The 24,413-nt window shown below is 49.9% G+C and carries 2 protein-coding genes (1 of these 2 cut by a window edge); both read left to right on the forward strand.

Annotated elements, in window-relative coordinates; all coding sequences use genetic code 11:
* A complete protein-coding gene (locus CTT31_RS00615; protein WP_260491765.1) occupies window positions 1–16,047 on the forward strand; it encodes a non-ribosomal peptide synthetase in 16,047 nt (5,348 codons plus the stop codon).
* Window positions 16,044–24,413: the 5' portion of a non-ribosomal peptide synthetase gene (locus CTT31_RS00620; RefSeq protein ID WP_260491766.1), read on the forward strand. 1,527 nt of this gene lie beyond the right edge of the window; the window shows 8,370 of its 9,897 coding nt (coding positions 1–8,370); its start codon is at window positions 16,044–16,046; its stop codon lies beyond the right edge, outside the window. Before CTT31_RS00615 ends, CTT31_RS00620 begins: the two co-directional genes overlap by 4 nt.

A 24,413-nucleotide genomic window follows, 5' to 3' on the forward strand; every position in this document is an offset into this window, starting at 1 on the left:
ATGAATAAACCACGGACAAGGCTTCCTTTATCATTACCCCAGTCAGATATCTTTTGGGACCAGCTTAGAAATGAAAATTCTCCAGTTTATAATATTGGCGGCTATATAAAATGCCGTAAGCTGGATCTTGAAAAGATCAACTGGGCTCATGAAAAAGTAATTAATGGCAACGACGCTTTCGGTATTAGAGTAAATTATGACGCTGATGAGGTTTATCAATATATCAGTGACGAACGCGAGACCGACTTGGTCTTTATCGATTTTTCAGTGCACGTTGATGCTTTAGCGAAAGCGAAAAGCTGGCTTCAACAAGTTTTTGAATCCCCTTTACCCTTTATTGATACTTCCCTGTTTAAAACTTGGCTGGTTAAAGTTGAAGAAGATCAATATTGGTATGTTGGTTTTGCACATCATCTCATCATGGATGGTTGGGGTTTCTCCAACTGGGCCAAAGAAATATCCCGTTTATACAATCAGTGTAGCGGCGATGAAGATACGACTATAACGCCCCTAGCTTTAAACACTGTCCTGCTCAAAGATGCAAAGTATCTAAAAAGCCAGCGATATCTCAAAGATAGAGCTTACTGGCAGACTCGGTATCATCAGGATAATAGCAGTATAATTCGGGCCAACTACGCCAGTGAATTTGCTCATTCCCGCGCTTGTCCCAGCCGTCGTTTTGAATTGCCTCTTTCCAGAGATTTTTACCGGCAAATTAAAGGTCTTTCACAAGAGTTCAAAGTAAGTATCTCTCATATTTTTTTGGGCGTTTTGAGCAAATATTTTTTTTCAGCATATTCAGCATCAAGTCTGTGTTTTGGTATTCCGGCACATAACCGGGGAAACTTTGCTGAGAAAAAAATGATAGGTGTGTTTACCGGAGTAAATCCATTTAGCGTGGAGGTTGAACCGGGGCAAACTTTTCGTGACTTGGTCAGCAAAATTGCCAGTCAACAAAAATCTGATTTCAGGCATCAAAAGTATCCTATCAGCCATATAAGCCGTGATTTAGGAATAACGGCACATGGCAATGCCATTTATGAAATTATGTTTAATTTCTTGCAGCTGGATTACAGAGACTTATTCTTTGATTCATACCAGGGCGAATTGAATTATGTCAGCCATAACCATCACAAAACACCGTTGGCTATTACATTATGGGATGGTGGAGCGGAACAGGTTGAGCTTCAGTTCGAGTATTCGTTGGCGTGTTTTGTAGAGCAGGAAATTCAGGTATTATCCGAGCGTATTTTACTTTTATTACAATCTTTCCTTAGCTGCCCAGATACCCTTTTATCAGATGTTGATATCTTGACGCCAGCAGAGAAGGCATTGCTGTTAACCGAAAACCACTACCAAACGGAAAGTTCCCTCAGTTGTTTGTGCATTCATGAGTTTTTTGAAGCCAGAGTGTCACTCCACCCCGAGCAGGAGGCTGTGCTTTGCAATGGCGCTTCTTTAACCTATGACGATTTAAACCGTCGTGCCAACCAGCTAGCCCATTATCTGAAAGTACAGGGGGTGAAGCCCGAGACCTTAGTAGGGGTGTGTGTCGAACGCTCTTTGGATATGGTGGTCGCTATTCTGGCCATCCTCAAGGCTGGCGGCGCTTATCTGCCTTTAGATCCTGACTATCCTGAATCCCGGTTGACCTATATGCTCAGTGACAGCGGTGTAGATATTGTGTTGACACAAAGCCAGGTGCTGGACAGCTTACCGTTTCTTGAGAGTTGGGCCCTGTGTCTGGATGATGCACAGCTAGCAATAAGATTAACGGCCATGCCGTCGGATAATCTGTCGGTATCATCTGTGGGATTATGTGCTGAGCATCTGGCGTATGTGATATATACCTCAGGCTCTACCGGGAAACCCAAGGGGGTTATGGTCGAGCACAGAAACACTGCAGCTCTGTTGGCCTGGGCGTTGGATTTTTATAGCCGAGAAACCTTAGGGTGCGTGCTGGCTTCAACTTCCATGTGCTTCGATCTGTCGATTTTTGAAATATTTGCACCTCTGGCCGCCGGAGGTTCGGTTTTGATAGTTAAGGATATTCTTAACTTCTTTGAGACAGATGCCCTAGACAAGGTTACTTTAGTCAACACGGTGCCTTCGGCGGCTAAGGTTTTACTTTCTGGGAAAAAGCTGCCAGTAAAATTAAAAACGATAAATCTGGCGGGAGAAGCATTAAAGCAAGACTTGGTTGACAGCCTATATCAGGCTGGTTTTAGCTCTGTGTATGACCTATACGGGCCATCAGAAGATACCACCTATTCCACCTATAAATTGCGAACAGCTAAGGGGCGGGCGAGCATAGGCACCGGAATAGCCAATACCCAGCTTTATGTGTTAACGCAATCAGGTCAGCTAGCCCCAAAAGGGGTGAGTGGGGAACTATACATAGGCGGAGCGGGATTAACTCGGGGTTATCTGAACCGGCCAGAACTGAATGATGAAAAGTTTGTTACCAATCCATTTTATGACGGTTTGGGCAGTAACAGCAGTAAACGTTTGTATCGAACAGGGGACCTTGTGCGTTGGCTGCCCAGCGGTGAGCTGGAGTACTTGGGTCGTATTGACCATCAGGTAAAGGTGAGGGGATATCGCATTGAGCTGGGGGAAATTGAACATGTCCTAGAAGAGTGCGATGGGATTAAAGAAGCCGTGGTGCTCGCCCGCGAAGCGGGAGGAAATGACAAGCGCTTGGTAGGCTATCTGGTTGCCACGGGTGCAGATAGTCATGAAGCGCGGTTAATCGAAGAAGCGCGTCAGCATGCGCGTAAAACCTTACCTGACTATATGGTGCCCAGCGCCTTTGTGTTGCTAGAGCATTTGCCGTTAACCGCTAATGGCAAGATCGACCGTAATGCTCTACCAGAGCCTGAAGCAAGCTCCTTAAGCGGTGCGTATGTTGCACCGCAAACCGTGACCGAAAAAACCTTATGCCGGATCTGGCAGGAAATACTGTTGCTTGAACGGGTTGGTATCCAGGACAACTTTTTTGAGTTAGGGGGACATTCCTTGCTGGTCACCAAACTGGTGGCCCGCTGCGGCGAAGCCTTTGAGGTGACTTTGCCGCTGCGGGAGATTTTCAACCAGCCTAAGCTGGCAGCGCTGGCGGCCTTTATCGACAGCTGTGACCGGGGACTGCAAGGTCCGCCACTTCTGCCGGTGTCCCGAGAGCAAGCCTTACCCCTGTCTTATGCACAGCAAAGGCTATGGCTGCTGGATAAAATCGACGGCGGCAGCACCCATTACAATATGCCGGCGGCGTTAAAACTGACTGGCACCCTCAACCAAGACGCCTTGAAGCAGGCCTTTAGCGCTATCGTGGTGCGTCATGAAAGCCTACGTACATGTTTTATTGGCGGCGATGACGGCGAGCCAATCCAGGTGCTCCAAGAAGCGGACACTTTTGATATCCCGTTTACGGACCTATCGACACTAACGACAGGGATCCGCGAGGCTGAAATTGCTGAAGTGATCGCTAAAGAGGCGGTCAGCGCTTTTGACCTGAGCCAGGATTTAATGCTTCGGATGCGACTGCTAAAAGTCTCCGATCTAGAGCATATTTTGCTGGTGACCATGCACCATATCGCTTCAGATGGCTGGTCCATGGGCATATTGGTGAATGAGTTTAGCCAGCTGTATCGCGCTTATGTTCAGGGAGAAGAAGCGTCTCTGGCTCCCTTGGCCATTCAGTATGGCGACTATGCTTACTGGCAGCGCCAATGGCTGCAAGGCGACGTGCTAGAGCAGCAGTTGGACTACTGGCAAAATCAGCTGTCGTACTTGCCTGTGGTGCATAGCCTGCCGTTGGATTATGCCAGACCTATGGTGCAAAGCTTTACCGGTGATGTTCATGCCAGCAGTCTTGATAAAAACGATGTCGCGCGTTTGACGGCCTTGTGTCAATCCCATGGCGCCACCTTGTTTATGGGGCTGCATGCTGCGTTTTCGGTTTTATTATCCCGCTATAGTAACGAGCAGGATATCGTGGTCGGCACGCCGGTGGCGAATCGGGAGCAATCAGAAATTGCCGAGCTAATAGGCTTTTTTGTCAATACGCTGGTGCTGCGCAGCGATTTATCGGGCAGTCCAAGTTTTCATGATTTACTGGGGCAGAGCAAGCGCTGTTTGCTCGATGCCTATGACCATCAGCAGGTGCCGTTTGAACAAATCGTTGACCGTTTGCAGCCCGAGCGCAGCCTGAGTCACAGCCCGCTGTTTCAGGTGATGCTATCGCTGCAAAACAATGATCAGGGCAGCTTATCGTTGCCGGGATTAGAGTTGTCGATGGTGGAAGGCGGCGGACAAACCGCGAAGTTCGATCTGACCCTGAATATGGCAGAGGAGGCCGGTGGCCTCGGGCTCTATTGGGAGTTTAATACGGCTGTCTTTAAAGACGAGACGATAGTGCGTATGGCGGAGCACTTTGAGGTGTTGCTGAGCGCCCTGTTGCAGTCACCTGAGCGAGATGTGTTCAGTCATGAATTGGTGACCAGCCGGGAGCGTGAACAGCTGCTTGAAAGCAGTCAGGATATTGAGTGCTTAACCCCGTCAAGGAGCTGCCTGCATGAATTATTTGAAGAGCAGGCAGCGCGCCACCCGGAGAAAATAGCCCTAGTATATGAAGCAAGCCGTCTTAGTTATGGCGAGTTAAACCGCCGCGCCAACCAATTGGCTCGCTACCTGACAGCACAGGGAGTGAAGCCGGATACTTTAGTGGGACTTTGCGTTGAGCGCTCGCTGGAGACGGTGGTCGGTATGTTGGCTATTCTCAAGGCAGGCGGGGCCTATGTACCGCTTGACCCAGCCAATCCACAGTCCCGCCTGACGTATATGCTTGAAGACAGCGGTGTGCAAACCGTGCTGACTTCACAAGCGGTGCTGGCGCAATTACCGGTGTTGGCGGATAAGGCCCTGTGTCTGGATGACGAAGCCGTACAGGCACAGTTGTCGGACATGTCGGTGCAGAACCTGTCAGTATCTTCGCTGGGCCTTGCGTCCCATCATCTGGCTTATGTTATTTATACCTCAGGCTCTACCGGGCAACCTAAAGGGGTGCTGGTACAGCATAACAATGTGACCCGCCTACTAGGCACCTCACAAGCGCATTTTGACTTTAGTGAAGCTGATGTCTGGACCCTGTTCCATTCCTACGCCTTTGACTTCTCGGTGTGGGAGATTTGGGGAGCGTTGGCCTATGGCGGACGTTTAGTGATAGTGCCTTACTGGGTATCGCGCTCGAGCGGAGATTTCTACCAGTTGTTGGTGCAGGAAAAAGTGACGGTCTTAAACCAGACCCCGAGCGCCTTTAACCTGTTGATTGCCGAAGACAGCCGTCGGGATGAACCACTGGCGCTGCGCTATGTGGTTTTTGGCGGGGAAGCCCTGAATTTCACTCAGCTTAAACCTTGGGTGGCGCGCCATGGCGATAACACCCCAGAGTTGGTCAATATGTATGGGATCACCGAAACCACAGTGCATGTTACCTATCGACGTATTCGGGAACAAGATCTGACGCAAGGTCGGGGTGCGAGCCTGATAGGTAAGCCACTGGCAGATCTGGATATTCTGTTGTTGAATGAAAAACAAGTGCTGGTACCGGACGGTATTGGTGGTGAAATGTATGTCAGCGGCCACGGGGTTAGCCGGGGTTACTTAAATCGGGAAGAGTTGAGTGCTGAGCGTTTTGTGTGTTTACCGGGACAGGGTGTGAAACGCTTTTACCGCACCGGCGATCTGGCGCGCCGACAGGAGGGAGGTGAGCTTGAATATTTGGGACGAATAGATCACCAGGTGAAGGTACGGGGCTTTCGTATAGAGCTGGGTGAAATAGAGCATGCTCTAGCAACTCATAGTGACATTCAGGAAGCCCTAGTGTTGGCTCGGGACAATGGAGAAAACAACAGCCAGCTGGTCGCTTATCTAGTGGTTGACGACAGTGAAAGGGAAACAGGGGCCTTGATAGAGGATGTTAAGGGGCATATTCGTCAGGCTTTACCGGAGTACATGGTGCCGTCGGCGTATATGATACTGGAAGCTTTGCCGTTGACAGCGAATGGTAAAGTCAATGCTAAGGCACTGCCGGAGCCAGATATTGGATTATCCAGGGCGGAGTATGTAGCCCCTAAATCGGATACGGAACGGGCGTTATGCAGCATTTGGCAGCAAGTGCTGGAGGTGGAACGAGTCGGAATTATGGATAACTTTTTCCAGTTAGGCGGCCATTCCTTATTAGCGACTAAACTGGTGGCCAGAATTAATGAAACTTTTGATATCTCATTGCCGTTGCGTGAGGTTATCAGCCGACCCATATTGGCTGAGCTTGCAGCTGTTTTATCCGGTTATGAGCGCGATCCAAATCGGCTGCAACTAACACCTGTTTGCCGAGAGCTTGCTTTACCCCTGTCTTATGCACAGCAAAGGTTATGGTTACTGGACCGGATCGACGGCGGAAGTGCCCATTATAATATGTCGGGTGCTCTGAGGCTGGAGGGTAAATTAAATGTTCAGGCGCTGGAGCGGGCTTTTTTCACTGTGGTCCAGCGCCATGAAAGCTTGCGCACTCGTTTTATTTCAATGGGAGATGGCGATCCGCGGCAAGAGATTCAGGAGAATTTTACTTTCCATGTACCAGTAACCGATTTATCCACTTTTACGGCAGGGGAGCAGCAAGTACAACTTGCTGTTGCGGTTTCTGCTGAAGCTTCACGAACTTTTGATCTAAGCCAGGAACTTATGCTGCGGGCGCAGTTGCTTAAGCTTTCTTCTCGGGAGCATATTGTGCTGGTAACTATGCATCATATTGCCTCAGACGGCTGGTCTATGGGTATATTAGTGAATGAGTTTAGCCGTTTATATCGTGCTTATGTACAGGGAGAAGATAATCCCCTAATACCACTTGCCATCCAGTATGGCGATTACGCCCACTGGCAACGTAACTATCTGCAGGGACCTAGACTGGATGAACAGTTGGCTTTTTGGCAAGACCGGTTAGCGGGCTTGCCTGTGGTCCATAATCTGCCGCTTGATCGCCCCAGAGCTGCGAGGCAGAGTTTTGCCGGCAATGTGCATTACTCTAGTGTGGATAAAGCCTGCCTGAGAAAATTAATGCAATTATGCCAGGCCCAGGGCGCAACCTTATTTATGGGGCTGCATGCCTCATTTTCCGTGCTTTTGTCACGGTACAGCAATGAAAATGACATAGTGGTAGGCACGCCAGTAGCCAATCGGGAGCAGTTGGAAGTAGCAGATTTGATCGGCTTCTTTGTTAATACCCTGGTACTGCGCAGTGACACGTCTGGCAATCCGGGCTTTCGGGAGCTGCTGGCGCAAAGTAAACAGATGTTGCTGGATGCTTATGCTCACCAACAAGTGCCTTTTGAGCTTTTAGTAGAGAGACTACAGCCGGAGCGTAATCTGAGTCATATGCCTTTATTCCAGGTAATGCTGGCCTTACAAAACAATGATGGAGGCAGTCTGTCCCTACCCGGATTAACCTTATCGGCTATGGAAGATCAAGGGGTAGGTACCGCCAAGTTTGATTTAACTTTAAATGTGATTGAAAGTGAGCAGGGGCTGCAACTTAAATGGGGCTTTAATATCGATCTCTTTGATATAGAGACCATAAAGCAGATGGCCGGTCATTTTGAAACTTTATTGCTCGCCATGGTGCAGTCGCCGGAGAAGGACGTTTTCGCCCATGAACTGGTCACCGGACAAGAGCGCCGTCTGCTCCTCAATGCTGGCAAAGACAGGGTATCGAGTGTTGTTCCACAGCTGTGCATTCATGAATTATTTGAAGCACAAGCTGCGTCGCAGCCAAATAAAATCGCCCTGATAACGCAAGAGGGTAGTCTGAATTATGGCGAGCTTAACCGCCGTGCCAACCAACTCGCCCATCACCTTAAGCTGCAAGGGGTGAAACCGGATACCTTAGTTGGTCTTTGTGTCGATCGCTCTATGGATATGGTTATCGGTATATTGGCGATCCTCAAAGCTGGGGGTGCTTATGTGCCGTTTGATCCGAGCTATCCTGAATCACGCCTACTTTATATGCTTAAGGATAGCGGTGTGGATACCGTATTGACCCAAGAGCGGGTCTTGGCTGACTTGCCTTCATTGGCTGCGCACGCCCTATGTCTGGATAAAGAGTCAGTGCAAACCGAGCTTGTAAATATGTCGGAAGATAACCTGCCTGTATCTTCGCTGGGACTAACTGCTTCTCATCTAGCCTATGTCATTTATACTTCAGGCTCGACCGGACAAGCTAAAGGGGTCTTGATCGAGCATCAGGGAATTGTCAATCTTGCCGCAGAAATACAGAGGATGGATATAGTGCCGGAAGGTGCTTGTTGGGGGTTAAACGCTTCTTATGCCTTTGATTCTTCGGTTAAGGGTCTATCCCAGTTGATGTCGGGTGTGCCGTTGCGTATTTTACCCAGATATGCCGATCAGGAGTCACAAACTATAGGGAGAACCTTTGGACAGTGCGGTGTTCTCGACTGTACTCCGTTAATGGTGGAAGCCTGGTTTGATTTGGGTCTAGAGAGTACTTTACCTAACTTAATCATTGGCGGCGAAGCTATTTCTCCCCAGTTATGGGCCAGACTATGTGACTGGCAACAGCAGTATCAACGCAAGGCGGTGAATGTATACGGTCCAACAGAATGTAGCGTTAACACCCATTGGACGCCGATATCCGGCGACTTGCCCCATATTGGATATCCGCTGGGTAATGTTCGGGCATTGATCCTGAATGAAAATACCTTAGCGCCAGGTGGCGTGCCGGGTGAACTATGTATTGGTGGTATCGGGTTGGCTCGGGGTTATCTGAACCAGGATAAGCTGACGGCTGAAAAATTTATCACCAACCCTTATTTTAATGAACAAGACAACAATAGTTGCCAGCGTCTGTACCGCACCGGAGATTTGGTGCGTCGCTTGGCAGATGGCCGTCTTGAATTTATCGGCCGTACCGATCATCAGGTGAAAATCCGGGGCTTTCGCATCGAGCCGGCTGAAATAGAACATGTCTTGGCAGATTTTAGCCGTGTCAAGGAAGCCGTCGTACTTGCCCGTGACGCAGGGGAAAAGGGGAAGCACCTGGTGGGCTACCTGCTTGCCGAAGATGCCGAAAGCGATAAGAGTGGCCTGATTGAAGCAGTGCGCCAGCATGTAGGTAAACTTTTACCTGAATATATGGTGCCTTCGGATTTTGTGGTACTGGAGTCTTTCCCCTTAACCGCCAACGGCAAGTTTGATCGCAATGCTTTACCTGAGCCGAGCAATGAAATGTCAGACGACGGCTTCAGCGCCCCGCAAACCGAAGGAGAAAAAGCCTTAAGCGTTATCTGGCAAGAGCTGCTGGGGCTTGAACGGATTGCCCTCACGGACAACTTTTTTGAATTGGGAGGGCACTCACTGCTGGCCACTAAGTTGGTGGCTCGGGTTAGCGAGTCATTCGATGTGAAAATTAAATTGCGGGATATTTTTAAACAGCCTGTTCTGGCGAGCCTGGCAGAATTTATATCAGCTCAAAAGCAGGGGAAGAATCATCCGCCTTTGATACAGGTTTCCCGGACTCAGGCGTTGCCCCTGTCTTTTGCCCAACAAAGGCTATGGTTGTTAGATCAAATCGACGGTGGCAGCGCCCATTATAATATGCCGGCGGCGTTAAAACTGACCGGTACCCTCAATGAGGACGCTCTGCAACAGGCGATTACCACTATCCTGTTACGTCATGAAAGCCTGCGCACCTATTTTGTTGCCGGCGACGATGGTGAACCGATACAACTGATCCGTGAGTTAGACAGCTTTGAGGTGGCGCTGACGGATCTGTCCGCCCTTTCGCAGCAAGCGCTACAGACCCGAATAGCCGAAGCCGTTTCAACGGAAGCTGGGAAACGGTTTGATCTGACACGGGATTTGATGTTGCGGGCGCAGCTGCTGAAAATTTCAGCTAAAGAGCATATCTTGCTAGTGACCATGCATCATATCGCTTCCGATGGCTGGTCCCGGGAGATCTTAGTCAATGAATTTAGCCGTTTATATACGGCCTATGCCCAAGGGCAGGACAACCCTCTGCCGCCGCTGGCGATCCAGTACGGCGATTATGCCCACTGGCAGCGCAACTACTTGCAGGGAGCTGTGCTGAATGAACAGCTGGCTTACTGGAAAAAACAGCTTGCTGACTTGCCGGTGCTGCACAGCCTGCCGCTAGATCACCCCAGACCGGCGGTGCAAAGCTTTGCCGGTAATCTCTATGTCTCAAGGATAGAACAAGCGACACACCAGCGCTTGATGGCCATGTGCCAAGAACGAGGCGCCACGTTGTTTATGGGATTGCATGCCGTTTTTTCTGTGTTATTAGCCCGCTACAGCAATGAGCAGGATATCGTTGTCGGCACGCCAGTGGCAAACCGGGAGCAGGTGGAAGTAGCCGGTTTGATCGGTTTCTTCGTCAATACTCTGGTGCTGCGGAGTAACTTATCTGATAACCCGAGTTTTCATGCGCTGTTAGAACAAAGTAAAAACATGCTGCTTGACGCTTATGCCCATCAGCAAGTGCCGTTTGAACAAATCGTCGAACGCTTGCAACCCGAGCGTAGCTTGAGCCACAGCCCGTTATTCCAGGTGATGATTGCCCTGCAAAACAATGAAACGGGTCATTTATCGCTGCCGGGACTTGAGCTTTCTGAAGTTCAAAAACAGGGGCCGGGGATCGCCCAATTTGATCTGACCCTGAATATCTCAGAAGCAGCAGACGGCCTGATACTAGCCTGGGAATATAATACTGATTTGTTTGAGGCTCAAACCATCGAACGTATGGCGGGACATTTTGAGGTTTTGTTGTCCTCCCTTTTAACGTCCCCTGAATTGGATGTTTATGCCCATGAATTAGTGACGCCACAGGAGCGTGAGCAGTTACTGGATACCTGGAACGATACCGCAGCTAAGTACCGCTCGGAGCTGTGTCTGCATGAATTATTTGAACGTCAGGTCGATACCCATCCAAAGAAAACCGCCCTGATCTGTGAAGAGACAAGTCTCAGTTATGAGACGTTGAACCGCCGCGCCAACCAGCTGGCCCATTACCTGAAAGCACAAGGGGTGAAGCCGGATACCTTAGTGGGACTTAGCGTCGAACGTTCAGTGGACATGGTGATTGCCATTTTGGCCATCCTCAAGGCTGGCGGCGCTTATGTGCCTTTAGATCCCAGCTACCCGCAAACGCGGCTGAGGCATATGCTCAGCGACAGTGGCGTCACGTTAGTGCTGACGCAGCACAGTGTTCGGGAGCAACTACCTGACTGTTGCGGACAGGTGTTGTGCCTGGACGATGGTGCACTGCAGGAGGCGCTGACGAAGATGGCGACGGATAACCTGCCGGTATCTTCGCTGGGACTGGCGCCCCGTCATCTGGCGTATGTTATCTATACCTCGGGCTCTACCGGGCAACCTAAGGGGATCATGGTGCAGCATCAGGCGATGCTTGTGCGCCAGGATGGCTGGAACCGGGTGTTTGACTTGGAAAAGCGCCCGCCTGTGGTATTACAAATGGCGGGACTGTCAGTCGATATCCTGCTTGGCGATATGATGAAAGCTCTCGGCTGCGGCGGACGGCTGGAAATTTGCCCGAAAGAGGTACTGCTTTCGCCGGATAAGCTGTATCAGATGATCCAAAGCCGGGAGATCACCTATGGCGACTTTGTTCCGGCGGTGATCCGCGCTTTGACGGATCATTTGCTTGAAAGCGGGCAAAAGCTGGATGCGATGGCGTATATTTCAGTGGGCTGTGAGGCCTGGTACGGACGGGATCTGCGGCGTTTAAAAAGGGTTATCGGGGAAAATACAGAATGTTTTAACCTTTACGGGCAGACAGAATCGGTGATAGATGCCAGTTACTGCCGTGCCACGGAGCTGGTGTTAGCGGATGTGGACACGGTGCCAGTGGGGCAGCCGCTGGCCAATACCGGGTTGTATGTACTTAACGAGCAACAACAATTGCAGCCTTATGGTGTTGCAGGGGAATTGTGCGTTGGCGGTAAAGGACTGGCATTAGGTTATGCCGGACGTGCGGGGTTAACGGCAGAGAAGTTTTTGGCACATCCTTTTACAGAGGAAGTGGGGCAAGGTTTATACCGCACCGGCGATCAGGCGGTGCGGCGGGCGGACGGCAGTCTACATTTTGTCGGCAGGGATGATGAGCAGGTAAAAATCCGTGGCTTCAGGGTTGAGGTAAAAGAAGTCGAAGGCAGATTGCTGGCACTGGAAGCGGTAAAAGCGGCGCTAGTGTTAGCGCGGCAGGACGAGGGGCAGCACAAACGGTTGGTGGGATATTTATTATTCGAACCAGGGCAAAGCTGCTCGCTGGCGGCGCTTGCCGAGCATATGCGGGCGGGGCTGCCGGATTATATGGTGCCTTCGGCCTTTGTGGTGTTGGAGTCTTTTCCGTTGACGGCCAACGGCACGGTTGACCGTAAGGCGCTGCCGGCGCCGGAAGGGGATGTATTAGGCGGCGAGTATATTGCGCCGCGCACTGAAACAGAAAAAACCTTATGCCGGATCTGGCAGGAGGTGCTGGGGCTTGAGCGGGTTGGTATTTCAGACAACTTCTTTGATCTGGGTGGGCACTCCCTGCTGGTTACTAAACTGGTGGCCCGTATTGGTGAAGCTTTTGAGGTCACACTGGCGCTGCGGAAGGTCTTTGAGCAGCCGAGGTTAATGGATCTGGCGGCTTTATTGTCCGGTGAGCACTCAGGTGGTATGCGTCCGCCGTTAACTGCGGTTTCCCGGGAGCAGGCTTTGCCTTTATCTTTTGCCCAGCAAAGGTTGTGGCTGCTGGATAAAATAGACGGCGGCAGTGTCCATTACAATATGCCTGCGGCGTTAAGATTAACGGGTAGTCTGAACAGTCAGGCGCTGCAGCAGGCCTTTAGTACAATTGTAGGACGTCATGAAAGCCTACGGACTTGCTTTGTTGTCGGCGATGACGGCGAGCCAGTTCAGGTGATTAATACGCCGCAGGCGTTTGAAGTGCCGCTTACGGATTTGTCTGTGCTGCCTGAAACCGTGCAACAAACACAGATTGATGAAGCTGTTGCCAAAGAGGCGGCCGCGGCCTTTGAGCTGAGCCGAGATTTAATGCTGCGGGCGCACTTGCTTAAAGTTGCCGAGCAGGAACATATTTTGCTGGTGACCATGCACCATATCGCCTCGGACGGTTGGTCGATGGGTATACTGGTGAATGAATTTAGCAGCCTGTATACGGCTTATGCCAAAGGGCAGGAAAATCCGCTGGCGCCTCTGGCGATCCAGTACGGCGATTATGCTTACTGGCAGCGCAACTGGTTACAAGGAGCGGTGCTGGATGAACAGCTAGGGTACTGGGAAAAGCAGCTTGCCGGCTTACCAGTGGTGCATGCGTTGCCATTAGATCACGCCAGACCTGCGGTGCAGAGCTTTGCAGGTGCTTTCCATATCACTCATATCAATAAAAGTACTTATAAGGCTTTGACTGGCTTGTGTCAGGCGCAGGGGGCCACTTTGTTTATGGGACTGCATGCTGCATTTTCGGTGTTGCTGTCCCGTTACAGTAATGAACAAGATATTGTTATTGGCACGCCGGTGGCGAACAGAGAGCAGGTAGAAGTGGCTGGTTTGATAGGTTTCTTCGTCAATACCTTAGTGCTGCGGAGCAACTTATCCGGTAAGCCGAGTTTCCAGGCGCTGCTAGAGCAAAGTAAAAACATGCTGCTGGACGGTTATGCCCATCAGCAGGTGCCGTTTGAACAAATTGTTGAACGTTTGCAGCCGGAGCGGAGCTTGAGTCACAGCCCGTTATTCCAAGTGATGCTGGCGCTACAAAACAATGACGACGGTCAGTTGTCCTTGCCGGGCATAGAATTGACGACATTAGGGGGCGCTGGCGGTAAAAATGCCAAATTTGACTTAACGCTGAATTTGGTTGAAGAGGAAGACGGCCAGACCTTGAGCTGGGTGTTTAATACCGATTTGTTTGAGCGCGACACAATAGCGCGTATGGCGGAGCATTTTGAGGTCTTGTTATCCGCTCTGGTACAGGCACCTGAGCAGGATGTCTTTAGCCATGAGCTGGCGACGGCGCAGGAGCGGGAACAGTTACTTGGGCGCTGGAATAATACCGAGGCAGAAGTCCCATTGGAGTACTGTCTCCATGAACTCTTTGCGGAGCAGGCTGATCGTTTTTCGAAGAAAGCCGCTCTAGTCTGTGATGGCATGAGCCTTAGTTACGGTGAGTTAAACCGCCGCGCGAATCAGTTGGCCCATTACCTGAAAGCGCAGGGGGTGAAAGCGCAGACGTTAGTCGGGCTTTGTGTTGAACGCTCGGTGGATATGGTGGTAGGCATTCTGGGGATCCTCAAAGCTGGTGGGGCCTATGTGCCGCTTGACCCGGCTTATCCGCAGGCACGACTGGCCTATATGCTTAGCGACACGAACGTCGCTCTGGTACTGGCCCAGCAAAGTGTGCTGAAGCAATTACCTGTATTTGATGGCCAAGTGATATGCCTAGACGATGAAGCATTACAGGCCGAACTGATGACTATGCCAGTACAGAGTCTAATCGTCTCGGGATTAACGCCCTCTCATCTAGCTTATGTGATTTATACTTCAGGTTCTACTGGGCAGCCCAAAGGGGTAATGGTAGCGCATGAGTCGGTGACTGCTTTTGCTGTGAATAACCGCTATGTGGCGGTGTCCGAGGTTGAGCATGTAGCCAGCCTATCGTCTTATGCCTTTGACGGTTTTGTGTTTGATTTATTCTTTTCGCTGTTAAATGGTAAGACCGTGAGCCTGCTTGGGAAGAATCATATTTTAGATAGCGGGTCATTTAAATCGGCATTAACGGCCAATGGTATAGATACCTTTTTCACCACAACCGCATTATTTAACCAAATGATCCTCAATGACACCTTAGGGGATAGCGGGGTGAAAAACGTCTTGTTTGGTGGTGAAAAGGCGGATCCCGGCTTGGTTGAAAGGGCAGTTCAGCGCTATCCAAGCATTGCCTTTACTCATGTGTACGGGCCGACGGAAACCACGGTTTTTGCTTCAGCCCATCATTTTGGCGATGAAGTGGACCCGGCGATCCCGATAGGAAAGCCTTTGCACAACAAGCAATGTTATGTGCTCGATGCTGCCTTGAACCCTGTGCCGGTGGGCGTAGTCGGAGAGCTATATATAGGGGGACTGGGATTAGCCCGAGGTTACCTGAACCGTCCAGCATTGACGGCAGAGAAGTTTGTTATCAATCCTTTTTATGATGAAAAGAACAGCCGCAGCAGTAAACAGCTCTATCGCACAGGGGATTTGGTGCGCTGGCTGGCGAATGGCTCTTTAGTCTTTATAGCGCGAGCGGATCACCAGGTGAAGGTGCGGGGATTTCGGATTGAATTGGGGGAAATTGAGCATGCACTGACAGGGCAGAGTGAGATCAAAGAAGCCGTGGTGCTTGCTCGTGAAATCGGTGATAACAATACACAGCTGGTGGCCTACCTGGTGAGTAGTGAAGCAGGGCAGCAGGATGCGGAATTGATTGAGCAAGTACGTGGGCATTTACGCCAGGTATTACCAGATTATATGGTGCCGGCGGCTTTTGTTGTCTTGGATGCTTTACCGCTAAGTGCCAACGGCAAAGTAAACCGTCATGCGTTGCCGGAGCCGGATATGGAGGCTTTAAGGGCAGAGTATATCGCTCCGCAAACGGAGACGGAAATACGCCTGAGTGAAATTTGGCAGCAGGTGCTGGGTTTAGAAAAAGTAGGTATCACCGATAGCTTCTTTGAGCTTGGCGGCCATTCGCTGTTGGCAACTAAGCTGGTGGCCAGAATTAATGAAACTTTTGCAATTAACTTCCCTATTAAGGTTTTTTTCGAGCACAACACCATAGAAAAGCAGGCAAAACTTATAGGAAACAACTTATTTGATGAAACGCAAATCGTCATACCACAAAGAAATAAGATGATTTCAAATCAGGATGAATTAGAAGAAATAGAACTATGACACTGTTAACCGAATTAAAAGAATTATTAAAAAACGGCATAGAAGTAAAACTGGTTGGCGAGAAACTAAAAGTTGAGGCCATGCCAGGTGCGTTGAAGGCAGAACAAATCGCTCTTCTCAAACAGCAAAAAGAAAATATTCTTCGACTGTTTCATTCCCTGACGATTAAGTCTAATCGGGATTATGAGTTTCTATCTTTTGCCCAGCAAAGGTTATGGTTGTTAGATCAAATCGACGGTGGTAGCCACCAATATAATATGCCGATGGCCTTGAAGCTCAGTGGTGTTTTTGATGAAAGAGCAATGCAACGGGCATTTGCGGACATAATGGAGCGCCATGAAAGCTTGCGTACCTGTTTTGTTGCTGCAGATGATGGTGAGCCTGTACAAATTATCAAGGAGAAAAGCGGTTTTGACGTGCCGCTAACGGACTTGTCGGCACTGCCAAAAGAGGTGCAACAAACACAGATTGATCAAGCCGCTTCCGCCGAAGCCGAAGCCATCTTTGATCTAAGCTGGGATTTTATGGTGAGAGCACGGGTACTTAAATTATCCTCCCAGGAACATATTTTGCTGGTCACCATGCATCATATTGCTTCAGACGGCTGGTCAATGGGGATACTGGTAAACGAGTTCAGTCGTTTGTATAGCGCTTATGTGCAGGGAGAAGAGAGTCCCCTGACGCCACTTGCTATCCAGTATGCCGATTATGCCAACTGGCAGCGGGAATGGCTGCAGTCTAATAAGCTGGACGAGCAACTGGCTTATTGGCAAGATAAACTTTCGGGTTTGCCTGCATTACATAACCTGCCGCTGGATAAGCCTAGGCCTTTAGCTCAAGGTTTTAGTGGTGAAACCTATGTGTCCTGTATTGCTAAAACCGAGTTAGCAAGTTTAAAAAAAATTTGCCAAACCCGAGAGGCAACCTTATTTATGGGGCTACATGCCGCATTTTCTGTGTTGTTGTCTCGTTACAGCAATGAAAAGGATATCGTGGTTGGGACGCCAGTAGCCAACCGTGAACAGATGGAAGTGGCGGATCTGATCGGCTTTTTTGTCAATACCTTAGTACTGCGCTGTGATTTATCCGGTGAGCCCAGATTTTTTGATGTTCTGGCACAAAGCAAACAAATGTTGCTGGATGCCTATGCCCATCAACAGGTCCCTTTTGAGCAGGTGGTCGAACGGCTGCAGCCTGAGCGTAGCCTGAGCCACAGCCCGTTATTCCAGGTGATGCTGGCGCTGCAAAATAATGAACAAGGCAATTTGTCATTACCGGGAATAAGTTTATCTCAGTTAAATTTAAACCAGGGTGACGTGTCACAATTTGATTTAACCTTAAATGTTGCTGAAAAACCGGATGGGTTGACCTTGAGCTGGGTGTTTAATACCGATTTGTTTGAGCGCGACACAATAGCGCGTATGGCGGAGCATTTTGAGGTCTTGTTATCCGCTCTGGTACAGGCACCTGAGCAGGATGTCTTTAGCCATGAGCTGGCGACGGCGCAGGAGCGGGAACAGTTACTTGGGCGCTGGAATAATACCGAGGTAGAAGTACCATTGGAGTACTGTCTCCATGAACTCTTTGCGGAGCAGGCTGATCGTTTTCCGAAGAAAGCCGCTCTAGTCTGTGATGGCATGAGCCTTAGTTACGGTGAGTTAAACCGCCGCGCGAATCAGTTGGCCCATTACCTGAAAGCGCAGGGGGTGAAAGCGCAGGCGTTAGTCGGGCTTTGTGTTGAACGCTCGGTGGATATGGTGGTAGGCATTCTGGGGATCCTCAAAGCTGGTGGGGCCTATGTGCCGCTTGACCCGGCTTATCCGCAGGCACGACTGGCCTATATGCTTAGCGACACGAACGTCGCTCTGGTACTGGCCCAGCAAAGTGTGCTGAAGCAATTACCTGTATTTGATGGCCAAGTGATATGCCTAGACGATGAAGCATTACAGGCCGAACTGATGACTATGCCAGTACAGAGTCTAATCGTCTCGGGATTAACGCCCTCTCATCTAGCTTATGTGATTTATACTTCAGGCTCTACTGGGCAGCCCAAAGGGGTAATGGTAGCGCATGAGTCGGTGACTGCTTTTGCTGTGAATAACCGCTATGTGGCGGTGTCCGAGGTTGAGCATGTAGCCAGCCTATCGTCTTATGCCTTTGACGGTTTTGTGTTTGATTTATTCTTTTCGCTGTTAAATGGTAAGACCGTGAGCCTGCTTGGGAAGAATCATATTTTAGATAGCGGGTCATTTAAATCGGCATTAACGGCCAATGGTATAGATACCTTTTTCACCACAACCGCATTATTTAACCAAATGATCCTCAATGACACCTTAGGGGATAGCGGGGTGAAAAACGTCTTGTTTGGTGGTGAAAAGGCGGATCCCGGCTTGGTTGAAAGGGCTGTTCAGCGCTATCCAAGCATTGCCTTTACTCATGTGTACGGGCCGACGGAAACCACGGTTTTTGCTTCAGCCCATCATTTTGGCGATGAAGTGGACCCGGCGATCCCGATAGGAAAGCCTTTGCACAACAAGCAATGTTATGTGCTCGATGCTGCCTTGAACCCTGTGCCGGTGGGCGTAGTCGGAGAGCTATATATAGGGGGACTGGGATTAGCCCGAGGTTACCTGAACCATCCGGCATTGACGGCAGAGAAGTTTGTTATCAATCCTTTTTATGATGAAAAGAACAGCCGCAGCAGTAAACAGCTCTATCGCACAGGGGATTTGGTGCGCTGGCTGGCGAATGGCTCTTTGGTCTTTATAGCGCGAGCGGATCACCAGGTGAAGGTGCGGGGATTTCGGATTGAATTGGGGGAAATTGAGCATGCACTGACAGGGCAGAGTGAGATCAAAGAAGCCGTGGTACTTGCTCGTGAAATCGGTGACAACAATACACAGCTGGTGGCCTACCTGGTGAGTAGTGAAGCAGGGCAGCAGGATGCGGAATTGATTGAGCAAGTACGTGGGCATTTACGCCAGGTATTACCAGATTATATGGTGCCGGCGGCTTTTGTTGTCTTGGATGCTTTACCGCTAAGTGCCAACGGCAAAGTAAACCGTCATGCGTTGCCGGAGCCGGATATGGAGGCTTTAAGGGCAGAGTATATCGCTCCGCAAACGGAGACGGAAATACGCTTGAGTGAAATTTGGCAGCAGCTACTGGGCATAGCAAGTGTCGGTCTTGGGGATAATTTCTTTGATTTGGGGGGCCACTCCCTGCTGGCCACCAAACTGGCCGCCCGCTGCAGCGAAGCCTTTGAGGTGACTTTGCCGCTGCGGGAGATTTTCAACCAGCCGAAGCTGGCAGCGCTGGCGGCCTTTATCGACAGCTGTGACCGGGGACTGCAAGGTCCGCCACTTCTGCCGGTGTCCCGAGAGCAAGCCTTACCCCTGTCTTATGCACAGCAAAGGCTATGGCTGCTGGATAAAATCGACGGCGGCAGCACCCATTACAATATGCCGGCGGCGTTAAAACTGACTGGCACCCTCAACCAGGACGCCTTGAAGCAGGCCTTTAGCGCTATCGTGGTGCGTCATGAAAGCCTACGTACATGTTTTATTGGCGGCGATGACGGCGAGCCAATCCAGGTGCTCCAAGAAGCGGACACTTTTGATATCCCGTTTACGGACCTATCGACACTAACGACAGGGATCCGCGAGGCTGAAATTGCTGAAGTGATCGCTAAAGAGGCGGTCAGCGCTTTTGACCTGAGCCAGGATTTAATGCTTCGGACGCGACTGCTAAAAGTCTCCGATCTAGAGCATATTTTGCTGGTGACCATGCACCATATCGCTTCAGATGGCTGGTCCATGGGCATATTGGTGAATGAGTTTAGCCAGCTGTATCGCGCTTATGTTCATGGAGAAGAAGCGTCTCTGGCTCCCTTGGCCATTCAGTATGGCGACTATGCTTACTGGCAGCGCCAATGGCTGCAAGGCGACGTGCTAGAGCAGCAGTTGGACTACTGGCAAAATCAGCTGTCGTACTTGCCTGTGGTGCATAGCCTGCGGTTGGATTATGCCAGACCTATGGTGCAAAGCTTTACCGGTGATGTTCATGCCAGCAGTCTTGATAAAAACGATGTCGCGCGTTTGACGGCCTTGTGTCAATCCCATGGCGCCACCTTGTTTATGGGGCTGCATGCTGCGTTTTCGGTTTTATTATCCCGCTATAGTAACGAGCAGGATATCGTGGTCGGCACGCCGGTGGCGAATCGGGAGCAATCAGAAATTGCCGAGCTAATAGGCTTTTTTGTCAATACGCTGGTGCTGCGCAGCGATTTATCGGGCAGTCCAAGTTTTCATGATTTACTGGGGCAGAGCAAGCGCTGTTTGCTCGATGCCTATGACCATCAGCAGGTGCCGTTTGAACAAATCGTTGACCGTTTGCAGCCCGAGCGCAGCCTGAGTCACAGCCCGCTGTTTCAGGTGATGCTATCGCTGCAAAACAATGATCAGGGCAGCTTATCGTTGCCGGGATTAGAGTTGTCGATGGTGGAAGGCGGCGGACAAACCGCGAAGTTCGACCTGACCCTGAATATGGCAGAGGAGGCCGGTGGCCTCGGGCTCTATTGGGAGTTTAATACGGCTGTCTTTAAAGACGAGACGATAGTGCGTATGGCGGAGCACTTTGAGGTGTTGCTGAGCGCCCTGTTGCAGTCACCTGAGCGAGATGTGTTCAGTCATGAATTGGTGACCAGCCGGGAGCGTGAACAGCTGCTTGCAAGCAGTCAGGATATTGAGTGCTTAACCCCGTCAAGGAGCTGCCTGCATGAATTATTTGAAGAGCAGGCAGCGCGCCACCCGGAGAAAATAGCCCTAGTATATGAAGCAAGCCGTCTTAGTTATGGCGAGTTAAACCGCCGCGCCAACCAATTGGCTCGCTACCTGACAGCACAGGGAGTGAAGCCGGATACTTTAGTGGGACTTTGCGTTGAGCGCTCGCTGGAGACGGTGGTCGGTATGTTGGCTATTCTCAAGGCAGGCGGGGCCTATGTACCGCTTGACCCGGCCAATCCACAGTCCCGCCTGACGTATATGCTTGAAGACAGCGGTGTGCAAACCGTGCTGACTTCACAAGCGGTGCTGGCGCAATTACCGGTGTTGGCGGACAAGGCCCTGTGTCTGGATGACGAAGCCGTACAGGCACAGTTGTCGGACATGTCGGTGCAGAACCTGTCAGTATCTTCGCTGGGCCTTGCGTCCCATCATCTGGCTTATGTTATTTATACCTCAGGCTCTACCGGGCAACCTAAAGGGGTGCTGGTACAGCATAACAATGTGACCCGCCTACTAGGCACCTCACAAGCGCATTTTGACTTTAGTGAAGCTGATGTCTGGACCCTGTTCCATTCCTACGCCTTTGACTTCTCGGTGTGGGAGATTTGGGGAGCGTTGGCCTATGGCGGACGTTTAGTGATAGTGCCTTACTGGGTATCGCGCTCGAGCGGAGATTTCTACCAGTTGTTGGTGCAGGAAAAAGTGACGGTCTTAAACCAGACCCCGAGCGCCTTTAACCTGTTGATTGCCGAAGACAGCCGTCGGGATGAACCACTGGCGCTGCGCTATGTGGTTTTTGGCGGGGAAGCCCTGAATTTCACTCAGCTTAAACCTTGGGTGGCGCGCCATGGCGATAACACCCCAGAGTTGGTCAATATGTATGGGATCACCGAAACCACAGTGCATGTTACCTATCGACGTATTCGGGAACAAGATCTGACGCAAGGTCGGGGTGCGAGCCTGATAGGTAAGCCACTGGCAGATCTGGATATTCTGTTGTTGAATGAAAAACAAGTGCTGGTACCGGACGGTATTGGTGGTGAAATGTATGTCAGCGGCCACGGGGTTAGCCGGGGTTACTTAAATCGGGAAGAGTTGAGTGCTGAGCGTTTTGTGTGTTTACCGGGACAGGGTGTGAAACGCTTTTACCGCACCGGCGATCTGGCGCGCCGACAGGAGGGAGGTGAGCTTGAATATTTGGGACGAATAGATCACCAGGTGAAGGTACGGGGCTTTCGTATAGAGCTGGGTGAAATAGAGCATGCTCTAGCAACTCATAGTGACATTCAGGAAGCCCTAGTGTTGGCTCGGGACAATGGAGAAAACAACAGCCAGCTGGTCGCTTATCTAGTGGTTGACGACAGTGAAAGGGAAACAGGGGCCTTGATAGAGGATGTTAAGGGGCATATTCGTCAGGCTTTACCGGAGTACATGGTGCCGTCGGCGTATATGATACTGGAAGCTTTGCCGTTGACAGCGAATGGTAAAGTCAATGCTAAGGCACTGCCGGAGCCAGATATTGGATTATCCAGGGCGGAGTATGTAGCCCCTAAATCGGATACGGAACGGGCGTTATGCAGCATTTGGCAGCAAGTGCTGGAGGTGGAACGAGTCGGAATTATGGATAACTTTTTCCAGTTAGGCGGCCATTCCTTATTAGCGACTAAGTTGGTGGTTCGGATCAACAGTGAGTTAAATGCAAACATACAGGTAAAAGATATCTTTGCCTTAAGCACGGTGCGGGAATTATCCCGATCCCTAGCAATCGGTCAGCCTGGCATTGTTCAGCAGCAGTTGGAGCAGGGATTACAAGAGATAGATAAATTCAGACATAATATTGAAAACCATGCTGTTTTGAAGCAGCAGTTGCCAGACGATTGTGAAACCTTATTTCCGCTAAGTGCTATTCAGCAAAGTATGGTCTATTTCGCCCAGACCCAACCTGAAGTGCCTATCTATCATGATCAATTTCCTTTTGTACTGGAATGGGTGGACTTTGATTTAGCGCTCTTCAATCAGGCGTTCGAATATATATGTCAGGCACACTCTATTTTAAGAACGAGCTTTGCCGTTAATGGTTTTGATGAGCCGGTGCAATTTGTACATAGGAAATCACAGTTAAATATCGGCATCGAGGACATATCCGATGCTGCGCCAGACATTCAAAAGCAACAGATAGAGGACTATTGTCGGAAAGATCTAAATAATAAGTTTACTTTCAAAGTCAACGAGTTGTTATGGAGGGTGAAGCTTTTCTCCCTAAGCTCAGGCCGAGTATGTATTATCCTGACAGTACAGCATGCTATTTTGGACGGGTGGAGTTTAAATCTTATGGTGTCTGAACTCTTGGCTAATTATGCCCGCTTGAAAGATGGTCACCGGGACTTGATCCCAGCGCCTGAGTCCACTTACCGGGATTATGTCGCGATTAACTTGTATCGTAGCTGCTCCGATCAGACACAGGTCTTCTGGAAAGACTACTTACAAAATTATAACCGCATGAAGTTACCTTTTAATTATGCCGGTAAGCCGATTTCAAGCTCTAAAATGATGACGGCGGTCAAAGGTGAGGTCGATGCCTCATTGCTGCGTAAATTGCAGCAGCTGACGCAGAGTAAAGGTTATACGATAAAAGAAATCTGTTTGGCCGCACATGTGTATCTATTGTCCCTGATTACCGGAGACTCGGAAATCCTGACTGGTGTTGTGACCCATAACCGGCCCGAGATCAAGGATACCGACAGAGTTCTTGGCTGTTTTCTTAATACTATTCCACTGCGTTTAAGTGCACATACTTCAATTAATAAACATGTATTAATTACCCAAGTTCGGGATTTTCTTCGCCAGGTCAAAGCGCATGAAATTTTCCTGGCAGATATCGCCAGGCTAGCCGGGGAAAATGATGCAAACGGCAATCCCTTGTTTGATGTCATTTTCAATTTCACCGACTTTCCTGAGCTGATGCCGGCTGCAGAAAGCAATATGTTAATTAACTCTGAGAAGGAATTGTTTGCCATCAATGGCTCTGAGATGACCAATACCAAGTTCGATCTGGAAGTGCATAAAAATGGTCAGCATGGCATGGCGATACAGATAAAGTATAGTGAAGAATATTTTGATGCCAAAGAAGTAGAGCTTGCCCTAAATCTCTACCTACAGATACTAGAGTTGATGGCGAGCAGTGAAGCACAGTTGTGCTCAACGGATTTAGTGGAATCTGTAGGTACAAAAAACACTCAGTTTAACGAAACCGATAAAGCCTATGCTTATACAAAAACAATGCATGCCTTGTTTGAAGAGCAGGTGGTTAAAGCACCTGATGCAATAGCTTTAAGGCACAATGGTAAGAGTTATAGCTATCAGGAGTTGAACGCTAAAGCGAACCGGATTTCCTGGATGCTGATCGGCAAAGGCATACAATCAGGCGATCATGTGGGTCTGGTGATGTCAAGATCCTTTGACATGATTGCCACCCTGTTAGCTATATTAAAAGCAGGAGCGGTTTATGTGCCTATGGAGCCGGATTATCCCGAGGCAAGAATCCAAGCAATAGAGGAAAGCGCACAGCTGAAACTGGTTATA

It is taken from the genome of Pseudoalteromonas maricaloris (assembly GCF_024746855.1).
Classification (GTDB): domain Bacteria; phylum Pseudomonadota; class Gammaproteobacteria; order Enterobacterales; family Alteromonadaceae; genus Pseudoalteromonas; species Pseudoalteromonas maricaloris.

Bases quoted from the DNA above. Each gene is read 5' to 3' on its own strand.
- CTT31_RS00615 (WP_260491765.1), top strand. From the start codon at position 1: ATGAATAAACCACGGACAAGGCTTCCTTTATCATTACCCCAGTCAGAT.